The sequence below is a fragment of the Kitasatospora sp. NPDC098663 genome (assembly GCF_044760075.1).
Taxonomy (GTDB): Bacteria; Actinomycetota; Actinomycetes; order Streptomycetales; family Streptomycetaceae; genus Kitasatospora.
Genome location: NZ_JBIWAP010000001.1, coordinates 404,086 through 428,763 on the forward strand (window position 1 = coordinate 404,086; position 24,678 = coordinate 428,763).

Annotated in this window: 18 protein-coding genes and 2 tRNA genes; 6 read left to right on the top strand and 14 right to left on the bottom strand. The window is 71.4% G+C overall.

The annotated features are described in order from the left end of the window. Positions 1-311: 311 nt before the first annotated feature. On the bottom strand, positions 312-2,924 hold the full coding sequence (locus ACIQVZ_RS01835; protein ID WP_402446390.1) for a valine--tRNA ligase: 2,613 nt from the start codon (positions 2,922-2,924) through the stop codon (positions 312-314). 214 nt (positions 2,925-3,138) lie between these two features. On the opposite strand from ACIQVZ_RS01835, the gene ACIQVZ_RS01840 reads away from it, so the two are divergent. Together ACIQVZ_RS01840 and ACIQVZ_RS01845 are read left to right on the top strand one after the other, a co-directional pair. Then, positions 3,139-4,014, top strand: a complete 876-nt coding sequence (locus ACIQVZ_RS01840; RefSeq protein ID WP_402446308.1) for a hypothetical protein — start codon at positions 3,139-3,141, stop codon at positions 4,012-4,014. Positions 4,015-4,116: 102 nt separating this feature from the next. Then, positions 4,117-4,908 carry a hypothetical protein gene (locus tag ACIQVZ_RS01845; RefSeq protein WP_402446310.1) on the top strand — a complete coding sequence of 264 codons (792 nt, stop codon included), beginning with the start codon at positions 4,117-4,119 and terminating at the stop codon, positions 4,906-4,908. 97 nt (positions 4,909-5,005) lie between these two features. On the opposite strand, the gene clpX is transcribed toward ACIQVZ_RS01845, so the two are convergent. The 5 genes from clpX to ACIQVZ_RS01870 all read right to left on the bottom strand — a co-directional run bounded on the left by clpX (position 5,006) and on the right by ACIQVZ_RS01870 (position 9,909). After that, positions 5,006-6,295: an ATP-dependent Clp protease ATP-binding subunit ClpX gene (gene clpX / locus ACIQVZ_RS01850; RefSeq protein ID WP_063347569.1), complete on the bottom strand. Its 1,290-nt coding sequence runs from the start codon at positions 6,293-6,295 to the stop codon at positions 5,006-5,008. Between the two features lie 249 nt (positions 6,296-6,544). Next, positions 6,545-7,207: an ATP-dependent Clp protease proteolytic subunit gene (locus ACIQVZ_RS01855; protein WP_350886164.1), complete on the bottom strand. Its 663-nt coding sequence runs from the start codon at positions 7,205-7,207 to the stop codon at positions 6,545-6,547. Between the two features lie 56 nt (positions 7,208-7,263). Further along, entirely contained in the window at positions 7,264-7,881 is a 618-nt protein-coding gene (locus tag ACIQVZ_RS01860; protein WP_360211667.1) for an ATP-dependent Clp protease proteolytic subunit, read from the bottom strand. Positions 7,882-8,146: 265 nt separating this feature from the next. Next, entirely contained in the window at positions 8,147-9,541 is a 1,395-nt protein-coding gene (gene tig, locus ACIQVZ_RS01865; protein ID WP_350886166.1) for a trigger factor, read from the bottom strand. Positions 9,542-9,835: 294 nt separating this feature from the next. Beyond that, positions 9,836-9,909: transfer RNA gene (locus ACIQVZ_RS01870), tRNA-Pro, on the bottom strand. Between the two features lie 157 nt (positions 9,910-10,066). Here ACIQVZ_RS01870 and ACIQVZ_RS01875 point away from each other — a divergent pair. Continuing rightward, positions 10,067-10,137: transfer RNA gene (locus ACIQVZ_RS01875), tRNA-Gly, on the top strand. An 82-nt stretch (positions 10,138-10,219) separates the two neighbouring features. Here ACIQVZ_RS01875 and ACIQVZ_RS01880 read toward each other — a convergent pair. After that, positions 10,220-10,792 carry a hypothetical protein gene (locus tag ACIQVZ_RS01880; RefSeq protein WP_402446315.1) on the bottom strand — a complete coding sequence of 191 codons (573 nt, stop codon included), beginning with the start codon at positions 10,790-10,792 and terminating at the stop codon, positions 10,220-10,222. A 210-nt stretch (positions 10,793-11,002) separates the two neighbouring features. On the opposite strand from ACIQVZ_RS01880, the gene ACIQVZ_RS01885 reads away from it, so the two are divergent. Next, positions 11,003-11,794, top strand: a complete 792-nt coding sequence (locus tag ACIQVZ_RS01885; protein WP_350886170.1) for a DUF6348 family protein — start codon at positions 11,003-11,005, stop codon at positions 11,792-11,794. Between the two features lie 34 nt (positions 11,795-11,828). Here ACIQVZ_RS01885 and ACIQVZ_RS01890 read toward each other — a convergent pair whose 3' ends face one another. The 4 genes from ACIQVZ_RS01890 to ACIQVZ_RS01905 all read right to left on the bottom strand — a co-directional run bounded on the left by ACIQVZ_RS01890 (position 11,829) and on the right by ACIQVZ_RS01905 (position 15,181). After that, a complete protein-coding gene (locus ACIQVZ_RS01890; RefSeq protein ID WP_063347574.1) occupies positions 11,829-12,026 on the bottom strand; it encodes a hypothetical protein in 198 nt (65 codons plus the stop codon). A 501-nt stretch (positions 12,027-12,527) separates the two neighbouring features. Then, the gene (locus ACIQVZ_RS01895) at positions 12,528-13,667 is read right to left on the bottom strand and encodes a PP2C family protein-serine/threonine phosphatase (protein WP_402446319.1); all 1,140 of its coding nucleotides are present in this window, start codon (positions 13,665-13,667) and stop codon (positions 12,528-12,530) included. Between the two features lie 384 nt (positions 13,668-14,051). Then, positions 14,052-14,537: a ribose-5-phosphate isomerase gene (locus ACIQVZ_RS01900; RefSeq protein WP_402446322.1), complete on the bottom strand. Its 486-nt coding sequence runs from the start codon at positions 14,535-14,537 to the stop codon at positions 14,052-14,054. Between the two features lie 44 nt (positions 14,538-14,581). Beyond that, on the bottom strand, positions 14,582-15,181 hold the full coding sequence (locus tag ACIQVZ_RS01905) for a biotin transporter BioY (RefSeq protein ID WP_350886174.1): 600 nt from the start codon (positions 15,179-15,181) through the stop codon (positions 14,582-14,584). Positions 15,182-15,458: 277 nt separating this feature from the next. Here ACIQVZ_RS01905 and ACIQVZ_RS01910 point away from each other — a divergent pair, with 277 nt between their 5' ends. After that, positions 15,459-16,874, top strand: coding sequence for an amino acid permease (locus tag ACIQVZ_RS01910; RefSeq protein WP_402446325.1), 1,416 nt, complete (start codon positions 15,459-15,461; stop codon positions 16,872-16,874). 63 nt (positions 16,875-16,937) lie between these two features. Here the strand turns inward: ACIQVZ_RS01910 and ACIQVZ_RS01915 are convergent, their stop codons facing one another. Next, positions 16,938-17,570, bottom strand: a complete 633-nt coding sequence (locus ACIQVZ_RS01915; RefSeq protein WP_402446327.1) for a disulfide bond formation protein DsbA — start codon at positions 17,568-17,570, stop codon at positions 16,938-16,940. Between the two features lie 225 nt (positions 17,571-17,795). On the opposite strand from ACIQVZ_RS01915, the gene pepN reads away from it, so the two are divergent. After that, positions 17,796-20,360 carry an aminopeptidase N gene (pepN, locus tag ACIQVZ_RS01920; RefSeq protein WP_350886176.1) on the top strand — a complete coding sequence of 855 codons (2,565 nt, stop codon included), beginning with the start codon at positions 17,796-17,798 and terminating at the stop codon, positions 20,358-20,360. A 56-nt stretch (positions 20,361-20,416) separates the two neighbouring features. Here pepN and ACIQVZ_RS01925 read toward each other — a convergent pair whose 3' ends face one another. Next, the gene (locus ACIQVZ_RS01925) at positions 20,417-21,742 is read right to left on the bottom strand and encodes a glycoside hydrolase family 18 protein (RefSeq protein ID WP_402446331.1); all 1,326 of its coding nucleotides are present in this window, start codon (positions 21,740-21,742) and stop codon (positions 20,417-20,419) included. 186 nt (positions 21,743-21,928) lie between these two features. After that, positions 21,929-24,574 (bottom strand): aconitate hydratase AcnA, encoded by a 2,646-nt coding sequence (gene acnA / locus ACIQVZ_RS01930; RefSeq protein WP_350886180.1) that lies wholly within the window; start codon positions 24,572-24,574, stop codon positions 21,929-21,931. Between the last annotated feature and the right edge of the window lie 104 nt (positions 24,575-24,678).

A 24,678-nucleotide genomic window follows, 5' to 3' on the forward strand; every position in this document is an offset into this window, starting at 1 on the left:
CGCCATGCCCTCCCGTCCGTCGGCTCAGCAGGAACGCTCAGCAGAAACACCCGTCAGAAACTCCGTGCACACCGTACACATCCGACCTGCAAACTTCCGCGAACCCGCGCGGGCAAGACCGGAATGAATTCGGAAGGAATAGGACCTCACCCGGTCCAGGATGAATATTCGCCGGAAGGGAGCAATGCCGCTGGGCTATTAGGCGTAGCAAAAAGAACACCGCCGTCGTGCCCGGCCGAGCCGCCCGGAAACGCCGGAGGGGCCGCACCCCGCGCGTCGCGGAGTGCGGCCCCTCACGGACCGGTGCGGGCTCAGCCCTGCGGCAGCGCCGCGAGCTGGGCGGTGATCCGGGCGATGTCGGCCTCGGCGGCCTCCTGACGGCCCCGGATCTTGGCGACCACCTCGTCCGGCGCCTTGGCGAGGAACGCCTCGTTGCCGAGCTTGGCCGTGGTCTGCGCCTTCTCCTTCTCGGCGGCCGCGAGGTCCTTGGCGAGGCGCTTGCGCTCCGCCGCGACGTCGATGGTGCCGGAGAGGTCGAGCGCGACGGTGGCCCCGGCGACCGGGAGCGAGGCGGTGGCCGCGAAGCCCTCCTCGGGGACGGTCAGCCGCAGCAGCGAGCGGATCGCGTCCTCGTGGACGGCCAGCACGGTGCCGTCCAGCTCCAGCTTCGCCGGGACGCGCTGGCCCGGCTTGAGGCCCTGGTCCGAGCGGAACCGGCGGACCTCGGTGACCACCTGCTGCAGCGTGGCGATCTCGGCCTCGGCCTCGGCGTCGCGGTAACCGCTGTCCGTCGGCCAGTCGGCGATGACCAGCGACTCGGCGCCGGTGAGCGTGGTCCACAGGGTGTCGGTGACGAAGGGCACGATCGGGTGCAGCAGCCGCAGCGTGACGTCCAGGACCTCGCCGAGCACCCGGCGCGCGGCGTCGGCCTGCGGGCCGCCCTTGGCCAGGGTGGTCTTGGACAGCTCGACGTACCAGTCGAAGACCTCGTCCCAGGCGAAGTGGTACAGCGCCTCGGACAGCTTGGAGAACTGGTAGTCCTCGTACAGCGCGTCCACCTCGGCGACGGTGCTGTTCAGGCGCGACAGGATCCAGCGGTCGGTCGCGGTCAGCTCCTCCGGCGCGGGCAGCGGGCCCTCGACGGTGGCGCCGTTCATCAGCGCGAAGCGGGTGGCGTTCCAGATCTTGTTGGCGAAGTTGCGGGCCGCCTGGACCCAGTCCTCGCCGATCGGCACGTCGACGCCCGGGTTGGCACCGCGCGCCAGCGTGAAGCGCAGCGCGTCCGAACCGTACTTGTCCATCCAGTCCAGCGGGTTGACCACGTTGCCGAAGGACTTCGACATCTTCTTGCCGTTCTGGTCACGGACCATGCCGTGCAGCGCGATGGTGTGGAACGGCGGGGTGCCGTCCATCGCGTAGAGGCCGAACATCATCATCCGGGCGACCCAGAAGAACAGGATGTCGTAGCCGGTGACCAGGACGGAGTTCGGGTAGAACTTCGCCAGGCTCTCGGTCTGCTCCGGCCAGCCGAGCGTGGAGAACGGCCACAGTCCGGAGGAGAACCAGGTGTCCAGGACGTCGTTGTCCTGGTGCCAGCCCTCGCCGGTGGGCGGCTGCTCGTCCGGGCCGACGCAGACGACCTCGCCGTTCGGGCCGTACCAGACCGGGATGCGGTGGCCCCACCACAGCTGGCGCGAGATGCACCAGTCGTGCAGGTTGTCGACCCAGTCGAAGTAGCGCTTCTCCATCTCCTGCGGGTGGATCTTGACCCTGCCGTCGCGGACCGCGTCGCCGGCGGCCTTCGCGAGCGGGCCGACCTTGACCCACCACTGCATGGACAGCCGCGGCTCGATGGTGGTCTTGCAGCGCGAGCAGTGGCCGACCGAGTGGACGTACGGGCGCTTCTCGGCGACGATCCGGCCGTCGGCGCGCAGCGCGGCGACGATCGCCGAGCGGGCCTCCAGCCGGTCCAGGCCGAGGAACGGGCCGTGCACGGTGATGACCGCGTGCTCGTCCATGACGGCGACCGAGGGCAGGCCGTGCCGCTGGCCGATCTCGAAGTCGTTCGGGTCGTGCGCGGGCGTCACCTTGACGGCGCCGGTGCCGAACTCCGGGTCGACGTGGGCGTCGGCGACCACCGGGATCCGACGGCCGGTCAGCGGCAGCTCGATCTCGGTGCCGACCAGGTGGCGGTAGCGCTCGTCGTCCGGGTGGACGGCGACCGCGGTGTCGCCCAGCATCGTCTCGGCGCGGGTGGTGGCGACGACGATCGAGGCGTCGCCCTCGCCGTAGCGGATCGAGACCAGCTCGCCGTCGTCGTCCTGGTACTCCACCTCGATGTCCGAGATGGCGGTCAGGCAGCGCGGGCACCAGTTGATGATGCGCTCGGCCCGGTAGATCAGCTCGTCGTCGAAGAGCTTCTTGAAGATGGTCTGGACGGCCTGGGACAGGCCCTCGTCCATGGTGAATCGCTCGCGGGACCAGTCCACACCGTCGCCCAGGCGGCGCATCTGGCCGGAGATCTGGCCGCCGGACTCCGCCTTCCACTTCCAGACGCGCTCGACGAAGGCCTCCCGGCCCAGGTCGTGGCGGGACTTGCCCTCCTTGGCGAGCTCGCGCTCGACCACGTTCTGGGTGGCGATGCCGGCGTGGTCCATTCCGGGCTGCCACAGCGCCTCGTAGCCCTGCATCCGCTTGCGGCGGACCAGCGCGTCGATCAGCGTGTGCTCGAAGGCGTGGCCCAGGTGCAGGCTGCCGGTCACGTTCGGCGGGGGGATGACGATGGTGAACGGGGGCTTGTCGCTCTTGGCGTCCGCGGTGAAGTAGCCACGCTCTACCCAGCGCTCGTACAGCTCGCCCTCTACGTCCGCGGGGGTGTAGGTCGTCGGGAGAGTTGCTGCTTCGTCCCCGGCAAAGGTGCTCACGGGGTGCTGGTTCGTCGTGTCGGTCACGACGCACAGTTTACGTAACCGCGGGCACGTGTTACGAACCGCTTTCCCCGCGCGGACGCGACCCGCCCGATCGGCTCGGGGGCGGACACCCGTACGGTACCGTTCCCGGGCACTCGTCCGGTGTCCGCACGGACCCCGGGACGACACGACGACAGGCCGCGGGTGCGGCGGGGGAGCGCGGACGCAGATGTACGGCCAGGGCCAGCAGTATCCGCAGGGACAACCGCAGGGACAGCCTGGGCCGTACGGGGGCCAGCCCCCGTACGGCCCGCCGCAGCCACCGCCGCCCTACGGCGCCCCGCAGCAGCCGCCCCAGTACGGCTACCCGCCGCAGGACGGCCAGCCCTACGGCGCTCCCCAGCCGCCCTACGGTGCCCCGCAGCAGCCGTACGGCGCCCCGCAGCCCCCGTACGGCTACCCGCCGCAGGCCCCGTACGGCCAGCCGGGCTACCCGCCGCCGCCGAAGAAGGGCCGGACCGGCCTGGTGGTCGGCCTGGTCGTGGGCGCGCTGGTGCTGGGCGGCGGCGGTTTCGCCGCGTGGACGTTCCTCGGCGACGACCAGGGCGGCCGGTACAGGATCTCCGCGCCGCAGTCGCTGCCGGACGGCTACACCCAGAAGTCGGCCAAGGAGGAGGCCGTCGACCCGGCCAAGCCCGAGGCGGCGAAGTTCGGCAAGAACCTCAACGTGCTGGCGGCCAGCTACAGCAAGGGCTCCGACGCCCTCGACACGCTCTCCGTGGTCGGCGTCTACGGCGAGCTCAACGACCCCGGCCAGATCATCGACGACTCGAGGAAGGACACCGGCGGGCTGACCTGGTCCACGCCGCTGACGGACTTCCCGGCGCAGGACGGCCACAGCTCCTCGGCGAAGCTCGCCTGCGGTGTGGCCGGCGTCATCGCGGGCAAGGCCGGGCCCACGGTCTGCGTGTGGGCGGACAAGTCCACCACCGGCCGGATCACCTTCAGCAAGATCAGTCTGACCGGCGGCGTCCAGGGCCTCACCCCGGCCCAGGCCGCGGACAGGACCCGGGCGATCCGCGACGCCATGGTCGTCGCCAAGTAACCCGGGCACCGCCCCGCCGCGCCACCACACGTCACCACCACGTCCCCGCCGCCGCCGGCCGCGCCGGGCGGCACCCGGGCATCGCCATCAGAGAGGCCTCGCGTGACCGAGCAGAACCCCTACGGCCCCCCGCCGCAGCCGGGACACGACGCTCCGCCGCCCCCGCCGGCCCCGCCGGGCTACGGCGGCATCCCGCCGCAGAGCCCGCCGCCCGGTTACCCGCCGGTCGGCGAGCCGGGTGCCTACCCAGGTGCCTACCCGGGGTACGGCGCCTACCCGCCGGTGCCGCCGCGCAAGTCCCGCAGGACGCTCTGGACCGTGCTCGGCGTGGTCGGCGCCTTCGTGCTGCTGGGCGGCGGCACGCTCGCCTACTTCGTCTACGACGTCGCCAGCAGCGCGGGCACCCAGAAGATCGTCCTGCCGGCCACGTTCAAGGACCTGCGCCAGAGCGACGACCCCCAGGTCGCCGACACCCTGGAGAAGGGGCTCACCTCCAGCTTCGGCAAGGGCGACGGCAACTGGAACCCCACCGGGGTGGGCGCCCTCTACCAGAACGCGCAGTCGGACCCGCAGCTGGTCGTGTTCGGGGGCTACGGCAAGGTCCTGGCGCCGAAGCAGGAACTGAACCAGGCGTTCCAGGGCATGGCCTCCACCGGTCGCAAGCTCAGCGACCGGCACGTGGTGGACGCCGGCCCCAAGGGCGGCGCGATGGAGTGCGCCGTGGTCACCGGCGGCGAGGGCGAGGCCGGGACCACGATGGGCATCTGCTCCTGGGCCGACAGCAGCGGCCTGGTGATGGTCATGACGGTGGCCGACCCGAGCACCAAGCCGGACCTGGACAAGCTCGCCGCCGACACCCGCGACCTGCGCGCGGTCGCCGAGGTCCCCAAGTAGTCCACCGGGAACCGCCGGTGACCCTCCGGGCACCGGGAAACGCCGAAGGGCCCCGCACCGGTCGGTGCGGGGCCCTTTCGGATACGGCGGGCGCGGGTCAGGCGCTCTTCTCGCGCCGCTCGCGCTTGATCATGTCGCGCGGGACGAGGGTGGGGATGGCGTGCTTGGAGACCACGTCCCCGGTGACGACCACGCGGGCGACGTCCTGACGCGAGGGCACCTCGTACATCACGGACATCAGCACCTCCTCCATGATGGCCCGCAGACCGCGCGCGCCGGTGCCGCGCAGGATCGCCTGGTCGGCGATCGCCTCCAGCGCGTCCCGGGAGAACTCCAGCTCCACGCCGTCCAGTTCGAAGAGCTTGCGGTACTGCTTGACCAGCGCGTTCTTCGGCTCGGTGAGGATCTGCAGGAGCGCCTCGCGGTCCAGGTTGTGCACGCTGGTGATCACCGGCAGCCGGCCGATGAACTCGGGGATCATGCCGAACTTCACCAGGTCCTCGGGCATCACCTGACGGAAGTGGTCGCTGGCGTCCGACTCCCGCTTGGAGCGGATGTTGGCGCCGAAGCCGATGCCCTTGGCGCCGGCCCGGCCCTCGATGATCCGCTCCAGGCCGGCGAACGCGCCGCCGACGATGAACAGCACGTTGGTGGTGTCGATCTGGATGAACTCCTGGTGCGGGTGCTTGCGCCCGCCCTGCGGCGGCACCGAGGCGGTGGTGCCCTCCAGGATCTTCAGCAGCGCCTGCTGCACGCCCTCGCCGGAGACGTCCCGGGTGATCGACGGGTTCTCGCTCTTGCGCGCGACCTTGTCGATCTCGTCGATGTAGATGATCCCGGTCTCGGCCTTCTTGACGTCGTAGTCGGCCGCCTGGATCAGCTTGAGCAGGATGTTCTCGACGTCCTCGCCGACGTACCCGGCCTCGGTCAGCGCGGTGGCGTCCGCGATCGCGAACGGCACGTTGAGCATCCGGGCCAGGGTCTGCGCCAGCAGCGTCTTGCCGGAGCCGGTGGGGCCCAGCAGCAGGATGTTGGACTTGGCCAGCTCGATGGCGTCCTCGCGGCCGTTGCCGCCGCTGCGGCCCGCCTCGCCGGCCTGGACACGCTTGTAGTGGTTGTAGACCGCCACCGACAGCGCCTTCTTGGCGAGGTCCTGGCCGACCACGTACTGGTCCAGGAACTCGTAGATCTCCCGCGGCTTCGGCAGCTCCTCGAAGCGCACCTCGGAGGTCTCGGCGAGTTCCTCCTCGATGATCTCGTTGCACAGGTCGATGCACTCGTCGCAGATGTACACGCCTGGGCCGGCGATCAGCTTCTTCACCTGCTTCTGCGACTTGCCGCAGAACGAGCACTTGAGCAGGTCGCCACCGTCTCCGATGCGTGCCACGAGGTGCTTCCCCTTCGCCAGGGGCCCCGCAGGGGTTCCGGGGCCTGGTGCTGTGGACCGTCAACGCCGACGGCGATCGGTCTCGCTATCCGACGGTACTCTGCCGGGCCCCTGATTCCGTCCTCTTCGCCGGGTCTGCCCTACGCCCTGGGCGAATTGATACCGAACAGATGCCGTTGCGGAGGCCGCCGACGAACCGGAGCGGGGCGCGCACGCGGAATGCGCGCCCCGTCTCGGAGGGTGCCGGCCTCAGGAGGTCAGCGAGGTCTTGCGGGTGGAGATGATCTGGTCGACGAGGCCGTACTCCAGGGCCTCCTCGGCGGTGAGGATCTTGTCGCGCTCGATGTCCTCGCGCACCTGCTCCACCGGCTTGTTGGAGTGCTTGGAGAGCATCTGCTCCAGCTGCTCGCGCATCCGGAAGATCTCCTTGGCCTGGATCTCCAGGTCGGACACCTGGCCGCGGCCCGTCTCGGTGTACGGCTGGTGGATCAGGATGCGGGCGTTCGGCAGCGCCATCCGCTTGCCAGGGGTGCCGGCCGCGAGCAGCACGGCCGCGGCGGAGGCCGCCTGGCCCATGCAGACCGTGGTGATGTCCGGCTTCACGTACTGCATGGTGTCGTAGATGGCCGTCAGGGCCGTGAACGAGCCGCCGGGCGAGTTGATGTACATCTGGATCTCGCGGTCCGGGTCCATCGACTCCAGGCACAGCAGCTGCGCCATGATGTCGTTCGCCGAGACGTCGTCGACCTGCGAGCCGAGGAAGATGATGCGCTCCTCGAACAGCTTGGCGTACGGGTCGTACTCGCGGATGCCCTGCGTGGTGCGCTCGACGAAGCGCGGGACGATGTAGCGACCCTCGGCGCGCATGTCCTCGACGCGGGCCTGGGCGGCCGACAGGCTGGGGATGTTCATGGGGGTTCTTGTCCTCCGGGGCGTTGTGGCTGTGGTCTCGTGGGCCGGGCCGAGGCTCAGGCGCCCGTGCCGCCGCCGCCGGGGACGTCCGCGGCACTGTGCATGATCGCGTCGATCAGGCCGTACTCGAGGGCCTCCTCCGGCGTGAACCAACGGTCGCGGTCGGAGTCCCTGGTGATCTGCTCGAAGGACTGGCCGCTGTGGAAGGCGATCAGCTCGGACATCCGCTTCTTGGTGCGCAGCAGCTGCTCGGCCTGGATGCGGATGTCGGTGGCGGAGCCGCCGAGGCCGGCGGAGGGCTGGTGCATCAGGATGTTGGCGTTCGGCAGCGAGAAGCGCTTGCCCTTGGCGCCGGCGGTCAGCAGGAACTGGCCCATCGAGGCGGCCATGCCCATCGCGATGGTGACGACGTCGTTCTTGATGTACTGCATGGTGTCGTAGATCGCCATGCCCGCCGAGATCGAACCGCCCGGGGAGTTGATGTAAAGGAAGATGTCCTTTTCCGGGTCCGCGGCCAGCAGCAGCAGCTGGGCGGTGATCTTGTTGGCGATGTCGTCGTCGACCTGCTGGCCGAGGAAGATGATCCGCTCGTTGAGCAGCCGGTTGTACACCTGGTCGCCCAGGCCGCCGAGCACGTCACCAGAGGCGGCGTGCGGCGCCATCGGGCCAGGCATCTGCATCTGCGGGAACGTCACTTAGCCACCTGCTCAGTCGATTTGGACGGTCGCTCCACGGCCGTCACGGTGTCGCACAGCTTCCGGGTATCACGGTGTGATTGGTGCTGTCCAAGGACCCTAACGCGCAGGCCGGGCCGCAGAATCCCTCACGCAGAACTGTTCGCTGTGAGCGCAGGGTCGGGCCCGTCCCGGGGGACGACGACGGGCCCGGACACCGTACGGCGTCCGGGCCCGTCGCAGACCTCAGGGGTTACCGGGGCACTCAGGCCTCGGTCTTCTCCTCGGCGGCGGTCTCCTCGGCGGCGGGGGCCTCGACGGTCTCGGCCGTCTCGTCCTCGTCGTCGAAGTTGACCTCGTTGCCCTCGGTGTCGACGACCTTGGCGGCCTCGACCACGGTGGCCAGCGCCTTGCCGCGGGCGACCTCGCCGACCAGCAGCGGCACCTGGCCACCCTGGACGACCTGCTGCGCGAACTGGTCCGGGGTGAGACCCGAGCCGGCGGCGCGGCGGATGAGGTGCTCGGTCAGCTCCTCCTGGTTAACACCCAGCTCTTCGTCGGCGACGATCTGGTCCAGGACGAACTGGGTCTTGATGCCCTTCTTCGCCTGCTCCTCGATCTCGGCGTCCCACTCCTCGCGGGTCTTGCCCTGGGTCTCCAGGTAGCTGTCGATGTCGAGGCCCATCGGCTGGAGCTGGTGGTGCTCCAGGTTGTGCTTGCGGGTCTCGACCTCGTCCTTGAGGAGCTTCTCCGGGAACTCGATCTCGACCAGGCCGAGCAGGGCGTCCAGCACCTTCTCCTGGGCCTGGGTGGCCTGGTCGTACTCCTTCATGCGCTCAAGGCGCTTGCGGGAGTCGTCGCGCAGGGCCTCCAGGGTGTCGAACTCGCTGGCCAGCTGGGCGAACTCGTCGTCCAGCTCGGGCAGCTCCTTCTCCTGGACGGCGGTGACGGTGACGGTGACCTCGGAGGTCTGGCCCGCCTGGGTGCCACCCTTGAGCTCGGTGGAGAAGGTGGCGGTGCCACCGGCCTCCAGGCCGGTCACGGCGTCGTCGATGCCGTCGATCAGGCGGCCCGAGCCGATCTCGTAGCTGACGCCGTTGGCGGTGCCGTCCTCCGGCACCTCACCGTCGACCTTGGCGATCAGGTCCACGACCACGATGTCGCCGGCGGCCGCGGCGCGCTCGACGTCCTTGACCGAGGAGAAGCGCTCGCGCAGCTGCTCCAGGGACTTCTCGATGTCCTCGTCGGAGACGACGATCGGGTCGACGGTCACCTCGATGGAGGCGAAGTCCGGAAGGGTGATCTCCGGACGGATGTCCACCTCAGCGGTGAACTTCAGGTCACCGCCATCGGCGATCTTCTCGACACCCTCGATGTTGGTGATGTCGGGCTGGCCGAGGACCTCGATCTTGCCCTCGTCGACGGCCTGCGTGTAGAAGCGCGGCAGGGCGTCGTTGACGGCCTCCTCCAGCACGGCACCGCGGCCGAAACGCTGGTCGATGACGCGAGCCGGGATCTTGCCCTTGCGGAAGCCCGGAACCGTGACCTGCTGGTTGATCTTCTTGTACGCCGCGTCGAGGCTGGGCTTGAGCTCCTCGAAGGGCACCTCGACGGTGAGTCGAACCCGGGTCGGGTTCAGAGTCTCGACGGCGCTCTTCACGGTTAGGTCTCCTATGGGCTTGCGGTCAGGTTGCCTCCGCCGTTCCCGGCCGCCGGCCGAGGCCGTGCGAGTGGGTCGGGCGAGACGGGCGATGAAGGGTTGGAGCTGCATCTCCCGTGGGGGGTGGACGGTGAGAGTGACTCCTCGCCCTCGTGCGGTTGACCTGGGTTGAGACCGCAGGGACTACCGCCAGCGACCCATCCTACCGGTACCACGAAAGGCGGACGCCAGGCGCCACCGTCGGGCCCGAACAGAACAGGGCCCCGCCACGGTGGACGAGACCCTGCCGCACTGTCGGGGTGACCGGATTCGAACCGACGGCCTTCCGCTCCCAAAGCGGACGCGCTACCAAACTGCGCCACACCCCGTGGTGCCGAGAGGAAGCGTACACGTCGGGCCCTGGCGGCTCGCCGACATATTCGGGGACGGTCCGAGGGAGCGCGCGGAGAATCCGGTGTGCACGGGAGCGGCCGGACCAGGTACGCTGTCTCCCGAACTTCCGGCCGGCAACGACCGGGGGATCGCGCGGGCGTAGCTCAATGGTAGAGCCCTAGTCTTCCAAACTAGTCACGCGAGTTCGATTCTCGTCGCCCGCTCATCGACCCGGCCCCGGTGCGTCTCCACGCACCGGGGCCGTCGGCGTTTCCGGGCGGCCCTCCCGGCCCCGCGAGGGCCGGTTCAGAGTCCGAGCCGGGCGGCCCGGGCCGCGGCCCGGTCGAGCAGCCGGTGGACGTCGGCCTCCCGGGTGGCGGGGCGGTCGTTGTACTCGTCCGGGGAACGCGCCGGGCGGCCGGTCGCGTGCAGCACCTCCATCAGCTGGACCCGGGCGGTGCGCACGGTGGCCGGGGTGCCGTAGCCGTGCGCGAGGACGGCGGCCTGGGCGCCGAGCAGGCAGACCCGGCCGTCCGCGTCCCACATCGCGCCCTGCAGCCAGCCGTGGGCGCCGATGTAGCGGGAGGCGAGCCGCAGGTGGTCGGCGGCGCTGACCGGCACCGGGCGGGCCGGGCGGCGCAGCGCCCGGTCGAGCAGGGTGGCCCGGGGCTCCGGGTGGCCGGCGCACCACGGCCGCACGGCGGTGCCGTGGGGGCAGACGTACGGCACCGGGTGGCGCGCGGGGGCGGGCAGCGAGGCGAGGTAGGCCTCGATCTCGGCGGCCAGGCCGGAGCCGTCCGGGCCCGCCAGGAGGGGCGGAGGGGGTGCCGGAGGGGCCGTCAGGGGCGACGGCGGGGGCGTCGGGGCGGTGCGGGTCATGCGGGCTCTCCAGGCGGGCGGCAGGGCCCCGGCCGACGGCCACAGGGCGGTTCCGCTTCCCAAACTGGTGCATTCCAGACATTTCCGCGACTGGAGAACCGGGGAGGCCGGACGGTTTCCCGCCTGGCTGCCGGGCCGATAGCCTCGGCGGCGTTCGAGCGCAGTTCGAGCGGGAGCTCACCCGCCGCGCTCCGAGGTGGAGGAGTCCCGGTGCGTCCCCAGGAGCGGCTGGCCGTCATACAGCGCTGTGTCGTCCGGGAGATGGCACGCCTCGGGCAGGAGTTCAGCGCCGACGGCGAGGTGGTGCGCGGTCCGGGGACGACGGCGGTGGCGGTGCGCGAGCACCCCGGGGACGACGGCGCCGGCCACGTCGACCTCGGCTACGTGCTGCACCTGGGCCGGGCGGACGCCCCGGTGGTGTGGGACTGCGCGGCCGGCCTCGGCAAGACCGAGGAGGAGAAGCTCGCCAACGCGGTGAAGATGTGGGCGACCACCACCGCCTCGGTGCTGGTCGAGCTGACGGACGGGCGCGGCGTGCACGCCGACCACGCGGACCACGCCGAACTCCCGGGCTGGCACGCCCTCCAGGGGCCGGCGGCGGTGTTCGGCTTCGGCAACGAGCACCTGGCGGGCTGGCTCGCCGAGCACCGGGTGCTGCCGGCGCTCGCGCCCGCGCTGCGGCCGCAGCTGGCCGGGCCGGGGCCGGTCGGGGTGAAGCTCTTCCTGGGCGGGAAGGCGGGCGACGACGTCGCCGAGGTCCGGGTCGACGGCGAGGTGTCGGAGGCCGCGTCGGCGGCGCTGCGCGCGATGGACTGGCCGCGGGGCGAACGGCTGTGCTGGGCGCGGCTGTTCGTGCTGTTGACGGCCGATTCGGCGGCGCCGGGGCAGGCCTGCGCGGCGGGTGCCGCGACACCCCCGCCGATGCGCGCCCCCGCCCCGGCGGCGGCCCGCCCCCGGGGACTGCTCGCTCGCTGGCGGGAGGCCAGACGGGCCGGCCGGTGATCCCCTCGCGGGGGTAGCGGACGGCCCGGCCGGGTCAGCCGCCGGTGATGCCCGAGATGCTGTGGGCGAGGTTCGCCAGCAGGGAGTTGATCGAGCCCGCGACCGTGGTCTCGTGCAGCATGAAGCCGAACAGGGCGGCGATGATGCCGTGCGCGATCTTCAACTGCTTGTTGCGGATGAAGATGATGCACAGGATTGCGAACAGGACCAGCGCGGAGACGGAGAGTGCCACCCGGACTCACTTCCTCGTTTCATAGCGTGGTGCCGCCGCCCGGCGGCACCTGCGAAGCCGGACCCCGGCCTGTCCGACGGTCCCGAGGCGGAATCGCGGATCGACCGGCACACCACCGGCGAGGGAGCCCGGCGCGGTCGAACGTTGTCTGCCGTGCCGCACGTGACGCCCCCCATCCCCCGAATCCTGAACAGTCCCGCCCGGACTCAGTGTGGTCGACCGTGCCGATTGCGTAAAGGTCTGACAGTCAGCCCAACGCCGATATCCTGCGATGCGAGACGAGTTTCCGCCGACCGGGACGATAGCGGAGCCGTTCTGACGAATCATCGGCGGGGCGGCGCTGAGCGGCCGGAAGGCGGCCGGGGGCGGGTAACGGAAGCCGCAGGTCCGGTCAGCCGACGGGGCGGCCGATTTGGCCGAAGATCGGCTGCCCGGCTTGACAGCACGTGCCCGCGGCATGTGCCGGTCCGTCCGGTGACGGACGGCCGGGCCGAGGGGGCGTCAGTCGCGCCAGAGCAGCAGGACCGCGCGGTCGTCGTTGATGTCCCGGGCCACCGTCTCGATCAGCGCGGCCGCCGCGCCGGCCCCCGCGCCCGGACCGCTGCCGGGCACCAGCCGGTCCGCCTCCCCCATCAACCGGTCCATCCCCTCGGAGAGGTCCCGGCCCGGCTCCTCGACCATGCCGTCGGTGCACAGCATCAGCACGTCGCCGCGGTTCAGCCGGCCGCGCACGCCGTCGAACTTCGCGCCGTCGTAGATCCCGAGCAGCGGGCCCTCGGCCTCCTTGACCTCCCAGCGCCCGGCGCCCGCCAGCCGCTGCATCCCCGGCAGGTGCCCGGCCGACAGCAGCTCGTACTCACCGGTGTCCAGGTCCAGCACCAGGTGGACGGCGGTCGCGAAGCCCTCCTCCCAGGACTGACGCAGCAGGTAGCCGTTGGCGGCGGGCAGGAAGTCGTGCGCGGGCAGCGAGCCCACCAGGCCGCCGAAGGCGCCGGAGAGCAGCAGCGCGCGGGAGCCGGCGTCCATGCCCTTGCCGGAGACGTCCGCGAGGACCACCTCCAGCAGCCGCTGGCCCGGGCCGGTGCGGGCGGCGACCACGAAGTCCCCGGAGAAGGACTGCCCGCCGGCCGGGCGCAGCGCCATGTCGGCGTGCCAGCCGTCCGGAAGCTCCGGCACCCGGCTCTGCACCCGCAGCCGCTCGCGCAGGTCGAACAGCATGGTCGAGCCGCCCCACCAGGGCACGCCGACCCGGGCCCGGAACTGGGCCAGCAGCAGGCCGCCCACCCCGGCGGCGCCGACCACCAGGGCCGCGCCCGGGGTGACGCCGTAGATGTAGGCCTCGGGGTTCTCGCTGGCCACCCGCTGGCCGGTGTGGATCACCGACTCGGCGGACAGGCCGAGCGCCCCCAGCGCGTACAGCACCACCAGGCTGCCGGGGCGCAGCAGCAGCGCGCCGGCCAGGATCGGCAGGACCAGCGCGGTGGGCGGGGCCCAGGCGGGGATCCAGATGTTGAGCAGGATCAGCAGCGGGACGAGCAGGGCGAGCGCGCAGAGCACCGGCCAGTCGGCGGCGCCGCCGCGGAAGTAGTCGACACCGGCCGTGCGCAGCCTTCGGCGGACCCGGCGGAGCCTCCTGCGCAACCGGGCCGTCACGGGTCCGGACGCCGTGGCGGCGCCGGGCCTCGTCGCAGTCGTCTGGGGCGGTGCGCCCGGCGGTCTGCCAGCCATGGGGCCCGACCCTATCCACGGGCACCGCCCGGCGTCGACGGGCCGGACGCGAGCGGGTGTGCCGTGGCGCGGGCCCGTCAGCCGGTTTCGGCCGATTGCCGCGACGGCGGGCGCGGCGTCAGGAGGCGTGCGCCGGTTGGGCGTACGAACCACGCGGGCGGCGCACGCGCCCCGCGCGTACCGGCGTCGGCCCGCCCGGCCCTGTGGCCGATGACACAGCCGTACGGGCCCGGGAACGGCGGCGGCCGGCCGCGTGGAGCGTGCGGCCGGCCGACGGGGGGTGGACGGGGGGAGGGATCAGCCCTGCGGGTGGTGGGCCGGGATCGGCGGGAGCTCGCCGGTGGTCTCGTACTCGCTCAGCATCTCGATCCGGCGGGTGTGCCGCGGCTCGCCGCTGTAGGGGGTGTTGAGGAAGACCTCGACGAACTTGGTGGCCTCCTCCAGCGTGTGCATGCGGCCGCCGACGGAGACCACGTTGGCGTTGTTGTGCTCGCGGCCGAGCCTGGCGGTCTGCTCGCTCCAGGCCAGCGCCGCCCGCACGCCCTTGACCTTGTTGGCGGCGATCGCCTCACCGTTGCCCGAGCCGCCGATGACGACGCCCAGCGCCTCCGGGTCGGCGGCGGTGCGCTCGGCGGCGCGCAGGCAGAACGGCGGGTAGTCGTCCTCGGCGTCGTAGATGTGCGGCCCGCAGTCGACCGGCTCGTGGCCGGCCTCCTTGAGCCACTCCACGAGGTGGTTCTTCAGTTCGTATCCGGCATGGTCTGAGCCCAGGTACACGCGCATGCCATGAGTGTGGCATGCGCGTGCGCCCGGGCCCGGCAGGGGGCTCACCGCTTCGCGGCGAGCTTCCAGACCAGTGGCAGGGCCCCGGCGGCGAGGACGGCCTTCAGCGCGTCGCCGACCAGGTACGGGTAGAGGCCGAGCTCGGCCGCCCGGGCGAGCGGGACGTGCAGCGACAGGGCCAGGTACGGGACGCCGACCGCGTAGATGGCGAGGCTGCCGAGGACCATGGTGACGGCGGTGTTCACCGGGCTCCGGTCGGCGCCGCGGCGGGCCAGCTCGCCGGTCAGGCCGGCCGCCAGAACGAAGCCGAGCACGTAGCCGAGCGAGGGCATCGTCCAGCCGGAGGTGCCCTCGGCGAACCAGGGCATCCCCGCCAGGCCGGCCAGCAGGTAGAGGGCGAGCGAGGCGATGCCGCGGCGGGCGCCGAGCGCGGTGCCGACCAGCAGGGCGGCGAAGGTCTGGCCGGTGACGGGCACCGGCGAGCCGGGGATGTTCACCGACAGCTGGGCGGCCACGCCGGTCAGGGCGGCGCCGCCGGCCACCAGGGCCAGGTCGCGGGCCTGGGCGCCGAGGCGGGTGGTGGCGGCGGGCAGCAGGTCGGCGAGGACGGCGCGGCGCGGTATCGGGGTGGTGGCAGTGGCCATCGGGGGTCTCCTGTGGGGTGCTCAGGTGAGTGAACACCTGTGAACCTACGTGGTGATCCACTACGCCACCGCCACGGTTTCGGACAAAGCCCCGCCCTCGACCGTTGTCGGAACCATCCCATTCCGCCCGATATCGACGCTGTGTCACCGGTCGGACCCGTTTCGTCACCGTGTGGTCCGCATGGTGGGCCCGGGGTCCCCGCTCTTGGCATGAACAGAGGTATCACCGGATATTGGACAGCTCATGCCGCATTCCGCACAGTCTGGATCCAGCCCTATGGCCCCCACCCCCGCGCCCCAGGCGCCCGGGACCACCGACGCCGACGGCGCCCCGGCCACCGGCCAGCAGCTCGCGCACGGCCTCAAGCAGCGCCACCTGTCGATGATCGCGCTGGGCGGGGTGATCGGCGCGGGCCTGTTCGTCGGCTCCGGCGCCGGCATCGCGGCCGCCGGTCCGGCGATCATCCTGGCGTTCACCCTCTCCGGCCTGCTGGTCATGCTGATCATGCGGATGCTCGGCGAGATGTCGGCCGCCCGCCCCGCCTCCGGGTCGTTCTCGGTGCACGCCGAGAAGGAGATCGGCCCCTGGGCCGGGATCACGGCCGGCTGGATGTACTGGGTGATGCTGTGCTGCGGCGTCGCCGCCGAGGCCACCGCCGCCGGGAAGATCGTCAACGGCTGGGTGCCGGGCGTCTCCTCCTGGGTCTGGGTCGGCCTGTTCATGGTCTTCTTCTGCGCCAGCAACCTGACCGCGGTGAAGAACTTCGGCGAGTTCGAGTTCTGGTTCGCCACCATCAAGGTCGCCGCGATCGTCGCCTTCCTGGTCCTCGGCGGGCTCGGCGTCGCCGGGGTGATCGGCCCCGGCGCCCCCGGCGCGACCAACCTGACCGGCCAGGGCGGCTTCCTGCCCACCGGGGTCAGCGGGCTGATCGTCGGCCTGCTCGCCTCGGTCTTCGCCTACGGCGGGCTGGAGACCGTCACCATCGCCGCCGCCGAGTCCGACGACCCCCGCAAGAACGTCGCCAACGCGGTGCGCACGGCGGTGTGGCGGATCGCGATCTTCTACATCGGCTCGATGGCCCTGGTCGTCACCCTGGTCTCCTGGAAGGACCCGGCGGTGGTCACCGACGGCCCGTACGTCACCGTGCTGCGGCACCTCGGGGTGACCGGCGCCGGGACGATCATGGAGGTGGTGGTGCTGATCGCGCTGCTCTCCGCGATGAACGCCAACATCTACGGCGCCTCCCGGATGGCGTACTCGCTGGTCGGCCGCGGCCAGGGCCCCCGGGCGCTGGCCAAGGTCTCCGGCGGGGTGCCGCGCCGGGCCGTGCTGGCCTCCTGCCTGTTCGGCTTCGGCGCCGTGCTGGCCGCCAAGTTCTGGCCGGAGACCGTCTTCACCTGGCTGATGAACACCACCGGCGTGGCCATCCTGGTGGTCTGGCTGTTCATCTGCCTGGTCCAGCTGCGGATGCGCCGCCGGCTGGAGCGCGAGGCACCCGAACTGCTCACCGTGAAGATGTGGGGCTACCCGTACCTGACCTGGATCGCGACGGCCGCCGTGACCGGCATCCTCGCCCTGATGACCACCACCGAGGGCAACCGGCAGCAGCTGTACGCGGCCGGGGTGCTGGTCGCGCTGCTGAGCGCCGCCGGCCTGGTCAAGCAGCGGCGGGACGCGGCCGCAGCCCGCTGACCCCGGCACGCACGAGGGCCCGGTACCGCCTGCTGCGGTACCGGGCCCTTCGCGCGCCCCGCGCTACTCGAAGGACGGGCCCGCCGTACGGGTCCGCTTGATCTCGTAGAAGCCCGGGGTGGAGGCCACCAGCAGGGTGCCGTCCCAGAGCCGGGCCGCGGCCTCGCCCTTCGGGGCCGGGGTGACCACCGGGCCGAAGAAGGCGACCCGCTCGCCGTCCACGCCCTCCACCGCGATCACCGGGGTGCCGACGTCCTCGCCGACCAGGGTGATGCCCTCCTTGTGCGAGGCGCGCAGGGCCTCGTCGTACGCGTCCGTGTCGGCCGCGTCCGCCAGCCCCACGGGAAGCCCGGCGGCCACCAGCGCCGCCTCGACCGTCTCCCGGTTCTGCGGCAGGCCCTGGTTGTGGAAGCGCAGGCCCAGCTCGGTGTAGAGCCGGCCCAGCACCTCGTCGCCGTGCTCCCGGGCGGCCGCTATGCACACCCGCACCGCGCCCCAGGCGTTGTCCAGCAGCTCGCGGTAGTTCTCCGGGAGGTCGCGGTCCTCGTTCAGCACCGACAGGCTCATCACGTGCCAGTTCACGTCCACCGGACGCAACTGCTGCACCTCGATCAGCCAGCGGGACGTCATCCACGCCCACGGGCAGGCCGGGTCGAACCAGAAGTCGGCGGTCTTGCGCTCAGCGGCAGTCGTCACGGCTGTCGTCCTTCGTGAGGTGATGACGAGGCAGGCAGGCGTGCCACCCCGACTCGTCAACACCCGCCCGCCGCCGCTGATTCCGGCCCCGCCGGGACGGCCTGTGCAATGGTACCGGCGAGGGAGGGCGTGAAAGGATGCCCCTGCGGGGCGCGGCACACCGCGCGCCGAGACCGCACCACCCACAGACGCACCACCGTGCGAGCCGGACAAAGGAGTACCGCCGTGCCGGGCAAGAACCTGAGCCGCGACGAAGCGCAGCAGCGGGCCAGCATCCTGGCCGTGGAGGGCTACCAGGTCCGGCTGGACGTGACCTCCGCCCCCGATCCGGCGGCCGCCACCTTCCGCTCCACCACCACCGTCACCTTCCGCTGCTCCCGACCCGGCGCCGACACCTTCCTCGACCTGCTCGCCCCCGCCGTCCACGCCGTCACCCTCAACGGCCGCGCGATCGACCCGGCCACCGCCTACGACGGCGCCCGGGTGCACGTCGACGGCCTCGCCGCCGAGAACGTCCTCACCGTCGAGGCGGACTGCGCCTACAGCCGCACCGGCGAGGGCCTGCACCGCTTCACCGACCCGGTGGACGGCGAGACGTACCTCTACACCCACTACGAGCCGGCCGACGCCCGCCGGGTCTTCGCGACCTTCGAACAGCCCGACCTGAAGGCCCCGTTCCGCTTCACCGTCACCGCCCCGGCCGCCTGGGACGTCTGGTCCAACGCCGTCCACGACGAGGTCACCGAGGAAGGCGCCGCCCGCACCTGGGAGTTCGCGCCGACCCAGCCGATCTCCAGCTACCTCACCGCCGTCGTGGCCGGCCCCTACCACGTCGCCCGCGACCACTACAGCCGCGAACTCGCCGACGGCACCACCCTGGAGATCCCGCTCTCCGCGATGTGCCGCAAGTCCCTCGCCCAGTACTTCGACGCGGACGAGATCCTCGGCGTCACCAAGCTCGGACTCGACTTCTTCCACGAGGAGTTCGACTACCCGTACCCCTTCGGCAAGTACGACCAGGCGTTCGTCCCCGAGTACAACATCGGCGCCATGGAGAACCCCGGCTGCGTCACCTTCCGCGAGGAGTTCGTCTTCCGCTCGAAGGTCACCGACGCCGCCTACGAGGGCCGCGCCAACGTCATCCTGCACGAGATGGCGCACATGTGGTTCGGCGACCTGGTCACCATGCGCTGGTGGGACGACCTGTGGCTGAAGGAGTCCTTCGCCGACTTCATGGGCTCCTACGGCCTGATCGGCGCCCGCACCCGGTACTCCTCCGCCTGGGTCACCTTCGCCAACCAGCGCAAGGCCTGGGCCTACCGGCAGGACCAGCTCCCCACCACCCACCCGATCACCGCCGACATCCGCGACCTCGAGGACGCCAAGCTCAACTTCGACGGCATCACCTACGCCAAGGGCGCCGCCGTCCTCAAGCAGCTGGTCGCCTACGTCGGCTCCGAGGCCTTCTTCGAGGGCGCCCGCCGCTACTTCAAGCGCCACGCCTTCGGCAACACCGAACTCGGCGACCTGCTGGACGTCCTGGAGGAGACCAGCGGCCGCGACCTCAAGGCCTGGGCCGCCGCCTGGCTGCAGACCGCCGGGGTCGACTCGCTCACCCCGCAGGTGACCACCGACGCCGAGGGCCGGATCACCGAACTCGCCGTCCTCCAGGACGGGGCGGTACTGCGCCCGCACCGGATCGCGATCGGCCTCTACGACCGGGACGCCGACGGCTCCCTGGTGCGCACCGAGCGGATCGAGCTCGACGTCACCGGCAACCGCACCGTCGTCACCGAGGCCGCCGGCCGCCCCCGCCCCGCGCTGGTGCTGCTCAACGACGACGACCTCACCTACTGCAAGGTCCGCTTCGACTCCGAGTCCCTGCAGACCCTGCGCACCGGCCTCGGCGACATCCACGACGAACTCGCCCGGGCCCTCGCCTGGTCCGCCGTCTGGAACCTCACCCGGGACGGCCTGATGCCGGCCCGCGACTACGTCGCCCTGGTGCTGCGCTTCGCCGGCCAGGAGGGCAACATCGGCGTGCTGCAGTCACTGCACGCCCAGGCCAAGACCGCCGTCGACCTGTACGCCGACCCGGCCTGGCGCGGCGAGGGCGGCCGGCAGCTGGCCGACGGCGCCCTGCGCGAACTGCGCGAGGCCGTCCCCGGCAGCGACCACCAGCTGGCCTGGGCCCGCTTCCTCGCCCAGACCGCGGGCGGCGCCGAGCACCTCGGCCTGGTCCGCGGCCTGCTGGCCGGCAGCGCCCGGATCGACGGCCTGGAGGTCGACCAGGAGCTGCGCTGGTCGCTGTGGCTGGCGCTGGCCGCCGCCGGCCAGGCCGGCGACGAGGAACTGGCCGGGGAGCTGGCCGCCGACAACACCGCCAGCGGCAAGCGCCAGTACACCCAGTGCCTGGCCGCCCGGCCCACCCCGGAGGCCAAGGCCGCCGCCTGGTCGGCCGTGGTCGACTCCGACGAACTGCCGAACGCCCTGGTCGAGGCCGAGATCGCGGGCTTCGCGCTGCCCGCCCACCGCGACCTGACCGCGCTCTACGCGGCGCCCTACTTCAAGCTGCTGGAGCGGGTCTGGGCCGAGCGGACCATCGAGATCGCGATGCGGATCGTCAGCGGTTTCTTCCCGCGCGCGCAGACCGGCGAGCAGACCCTGGCCGAGGCCGACGCCTGGCTGGACGGCCACCCGCAGGCCGCGCCGGCGCTGCGCCGCCTGGTCCTGGAGTGCCGCGACGACCTGGCCCGCGCGCTGCGGGCGCAGGCCTGCGACCGGGCCTGACCCAGGTGTGAAGGGGCCCGCCGTGCGGACACGGCGGGCCCCTTCACGTCGGGGCGTCAGTCGCGGCGCAGGCCGCGGTCCAGGGCGGCGATCGCACTGCCCTGGGCGTCGTCGCCGTCCAGCGACCAGACCATCACGCCGCCCAGGTCGTTCCAGCGCACGTACCGCGCCTTCTGGGTGAGCACCTCGGCGGTGTCGTAGCTGTAGAAGGTGGTGCCGTCGTACTTCCAGGACGCGCCGTGGTCGCGGTCCACGTACACCTTGCCGGGCAGCGCGTTGACCTCCCGGTAGGAGAGGTCGGGGGCGGTGGCGGTGGCGCTCTGGTAGAGGCCGCCGCGCCTGCCGGGCGCGACGCCCGTCCAGCCGTGGCCGTACAGCGGGGCGCCGAGCACGATCTGCTCGGCGGGCAGGCCGCGCTCCTGGTAGTGGTCGACGGCCGTGTCGGCGCTGCGCCGGCGGGCGTCCGGGTCGGCCGGGTCGGAGTAGAGGTTGGCCTGGTGGTTGGCCGGGCCCTTGCCCTCCCAGGGGCCGTGCAGGTCGTAGGTCATCAGGTTGAGCCAGTCGACGGACTCGCTCAGCTCGGGCAGTTCGAGCCGGTCGGCGACGGTCTCGTTGGCGGCGACGGCGGCGGTCAGCAGGTAGTGCCTACCCTTGTCGCCCTTCTTGCCGCCCTTCTTGCCGAAGTCGTCGAGCTGGCGCCGGAACTCCTGCATCAGCAGGGTGAAGTTGCGCCCGTCCTCGGGGCGGACCACGTTGCCCGCGTCCCCGCCGCCGCCCGGGTACTCCCAGTCGATGTCGATGCCGTCGAAGACGCCCGCGGCCGCGCCGGCGCCGCCCTCCGGGGAGCCGGGCAGGACCGGCACGTCGCCCTTGAGGTAGAGGTCGATGCAGGAGGAGACGAACTTCTTGCGCGCGGCGTCGGTGGCGGCCGCGTCGGAGAAGTACTTGGACCAGCTCCAGCCGCCGAGCGAGATGACCGTGCGCAGCTGCGGGTTCTTCGCCTTGAGCTTGCGCAGCTGGTTGAAGTGGCCCTTCAGCTTCTGGCTCGGGGCGTCGGCCACGCCGTCGACCGAGTCGGCGGCGGAGAAGGCGCGCTGGTAGTCGTTGTGGGCGTCGCCCTGGCCGGCGTCGTTGCTCTCGAAGCAGGTGCCGTCGGCGGAGACGTTGCCGAAGGCGTAGTTGACGACGGTGAGCTTCCCGGCCTGGCCGGAGTCCTGGACGCGCTTGGCGGAGCTGTCGGCGCCCCACTGGGTGAAGTAGCCGACCCGCTGGCCCTTCAGCTTCGGGCCGTGCCCGCCGTCGGCGGCGTTGGCGGTGGCGGGGGCGGCGAGCAGCGCGGCGACGGTGGCGGCGGCGAGCAGGGCTGAAGCGCGAGTGGGCATACCGGACCTGTTCTCTGAATGAGCGTCAATTGGTCTGGACCAGATGGGATAGAGGTTTAGTCCATCGCGGCACACCGCACAAGGGGCAGGGCGCAGGAGAGGCAGCATGCAAAAGAGGCCGGACCGCGCGATGCGGTCCGGCCTCTCAGCCACCGGGGCGCTCAGCCCCCGGAACTAGAACTCGGTTCAGCCGATGAGCGAGCGCAGCACGTACTGCAGGATGCCGCCGTTGCGGTAGTAGTCCGCCTCACCGGGGGTGTCGATGCGGACGACCGCGTCGAACTCCTTGTCACCGGCCTTGACCTTGACGGTCTTCGGGGTGCGGCCCTCGTTGAGCTCGGTCACGCCGGTGAAGGAGAAGGTCTCCTCGCCGGTCAGACCGAGGGACTCGGCGGTCTGGCCCTCCGGGAACTGCAGCGGCAGGACGCCCATGCCGATCAGGTTCGAGCGGTGGATGCGCTCGTACGACTCGGCGATGACGGCCTTGACGCCCAGCAGCGCGGTGCCCTTGGCGGCCCAGTCGCGGGACGAGCCGGAGCCGTACTCCTTGCCGGCCAGGACGACCAGCGGGGTGCCGGCGGCCTGGTAGTTCTGCGAGGCGTCGTAGATGAACGACACCGGGCCGTCGGCCTGGGTGAAGTCGCGGGTGTAGCCGCCCTCGGTGCCCGGCGCGATCTGGTTGCGCAGACGGATGTTGGCGAAGGTGCCGCGGATCATCACCTCGTGGTTGCCGCGGCGCGAGCCGTAGGAGTTGAAGTCGCGCTTCTCGACACCGTTGGCGGTCAGGTACTGCGCCGCCGGGGTGCCCGGCTTGATGTTGCCGGCCGGGGAGATGTGGTCGGTGGTGACCGAGTCGCCCAGCTTGGCCAGGACGCGGGCACCGGCGATGTCGGTCACCGGGCTCGGGGTCTTGGCCATGCCCTCGAAGTACGGGGGCTTGCGGACGTAGGTGGACTCGGCGTCCCACTCGAAGGTGTTGCCGGTCGGGACGGGGAGCGACTGCCAGCGGTGGTCACCGGCGAAGACGTCCTGGTAGCCCTTGTCGAACATCGCCTCGTCGATGGAGCCGGCGACGGTGTCCGCCACCTCCTGCTCCGACGGCCAGATGTCGGCGAGGAAGACGTCGTTGCCGTCGGCGTCCTGGCCCAGGGCGTCGCGGGTGATGTCGATGTTCATGTTGCCGGCCAGGGCGTAGGCGACCACCAGCGGCGGCGAGGCCAGGTAGTTCATCTTCACGTCCGGGTTGATCCGGCCCTCGAAGTTGCGGTTGCCGGAGAGCACCGAGACGACCGCCAGGTCGGCCTCGTTGACGGCGGCCGAGACCTCCTCGGGCAGCGGGCCCGAGTTGCCGATGCAGGTGACGCAGCCGTAGCCGACCAGGTTGAAGCCCAGCTTCTCCATGTACGGGAGCAGGCCGGCCTTCTCGTAGTAGTCCATGACGACCTTGGACCCGGGGGCCAGGGTGGTCTTGACCCACGGCTTGACCGTGAGGCCCTTCTCCACGGCCTTCTTCGCCAGCAGGGCGGCGCCCAGCATGACGGAGGGGTTGGAGGTGTTGGTGCAGGAGGTGATCGAGGCGATCACGACCGCGCCGTTGTCGATCTCGTACGTCGACCCGTCGGGGGCGGTGACGGCGGTCGGCTTCGAGGCCTCGGCGGAGTACGTCGGCAGCGCCTCGGCGAACCGGGTGGCGGCCTCGGCCAGGACGACGCGGTCCTGCGGGCGCTTCGGGCCGGAGATCGACGGGACGACGGTGGAGACGTCCAGCTCCAGGTACTCGGAGAAGACCGGCTCGACCGACGGGTCGTGCCAGAGGCCCTGCTCCTTGGCGTACGCCTCGACCAGGGCGAGCTGCTGCTCGTCACGGCCGGTGAGCTTGAGGTAGTTGATGGTCTCGGCGTCGATCGGGAAGATCGCGCAGGTCGAGCCGAACTCCGGCGACATGTTGCCGATGGTGGCGCGGTTGGCCAGCGGGATCGCGGAGACGCCCTCGCCGTAGAACTCGACGAACTTGCCGACCACACCGTGCTTGCGCAGCATCTCGGTGATGGTGAGCACCAGGTCGGTGGCGGTGGTGCCGGCCGGCAGCTGGCCGTTGAGCTTGAAGCCGACCACGCGCGGGATCAGCATGGAGACCGGCTGGCCCAGCATCGCGGCCTCGGCCTCGATGCCGCCGACGCCCCAGCCCAGCACGCCCAGGCCGTTGACCATGGTGGTGTGCGAGTCGGTGCCGACACAGGTGTCCGGGTAGGCCTGGCCGCCGCGGACCATGACGGTGCGGGCCAGGTGCTCGATGTTCACCTGGTGGACGATGCCGGTGCCGGGCGGGACGACCTTGAACTCGTCGAACGCGGTCTGGCCCCAGCGCAGGAACTGGTAGCGCTCCTTGTTGCGGCCGTACTCGATCTCGACGTTCTGGACGAAGGCGTCCGGGGTGCCGAACTTGTCGGCGATGACGGAGTGGTCGATGACCAGCTCGGCCGGGGCCAGCGGGTTGATCTTGGCCGGGTCGCCGCCCAGCTCCTTGACGGCCTCACGCATGGTGGCGAGGTCGACCACGCACGGCACGCCGGTGAAGTCCTGCATGATCACGCGGGCCGGCGTGAACTGGATCTCCTGGCTCGGCTGGGCGCTGGCGTCCCAGTTGCCGAGCGCGCGGATGTGGTCGGCGGTGATGTTCGCGCCGTCCTCCGTGCGGAGCAGGTTCTCCAGCAGCACCTTGAGGCTGTACGGCAGCCGCTCGGAACCCTCGACGGCGGAGAGCTTGAAGATCTCGTACGACTCGTCGCCCACCTGCAGCGAGCTGCGGGCGTCGAAGCTGTTCGCGGACACGACTGACTCCTTCTGGGTGCTTCGTGCGGTATCCGGCCGCCACGGTGGTAAGGTCAGCCTTACTTAGGCTTACCTTGCCCGCATCGCCGGCGAGCTCCGCTCGG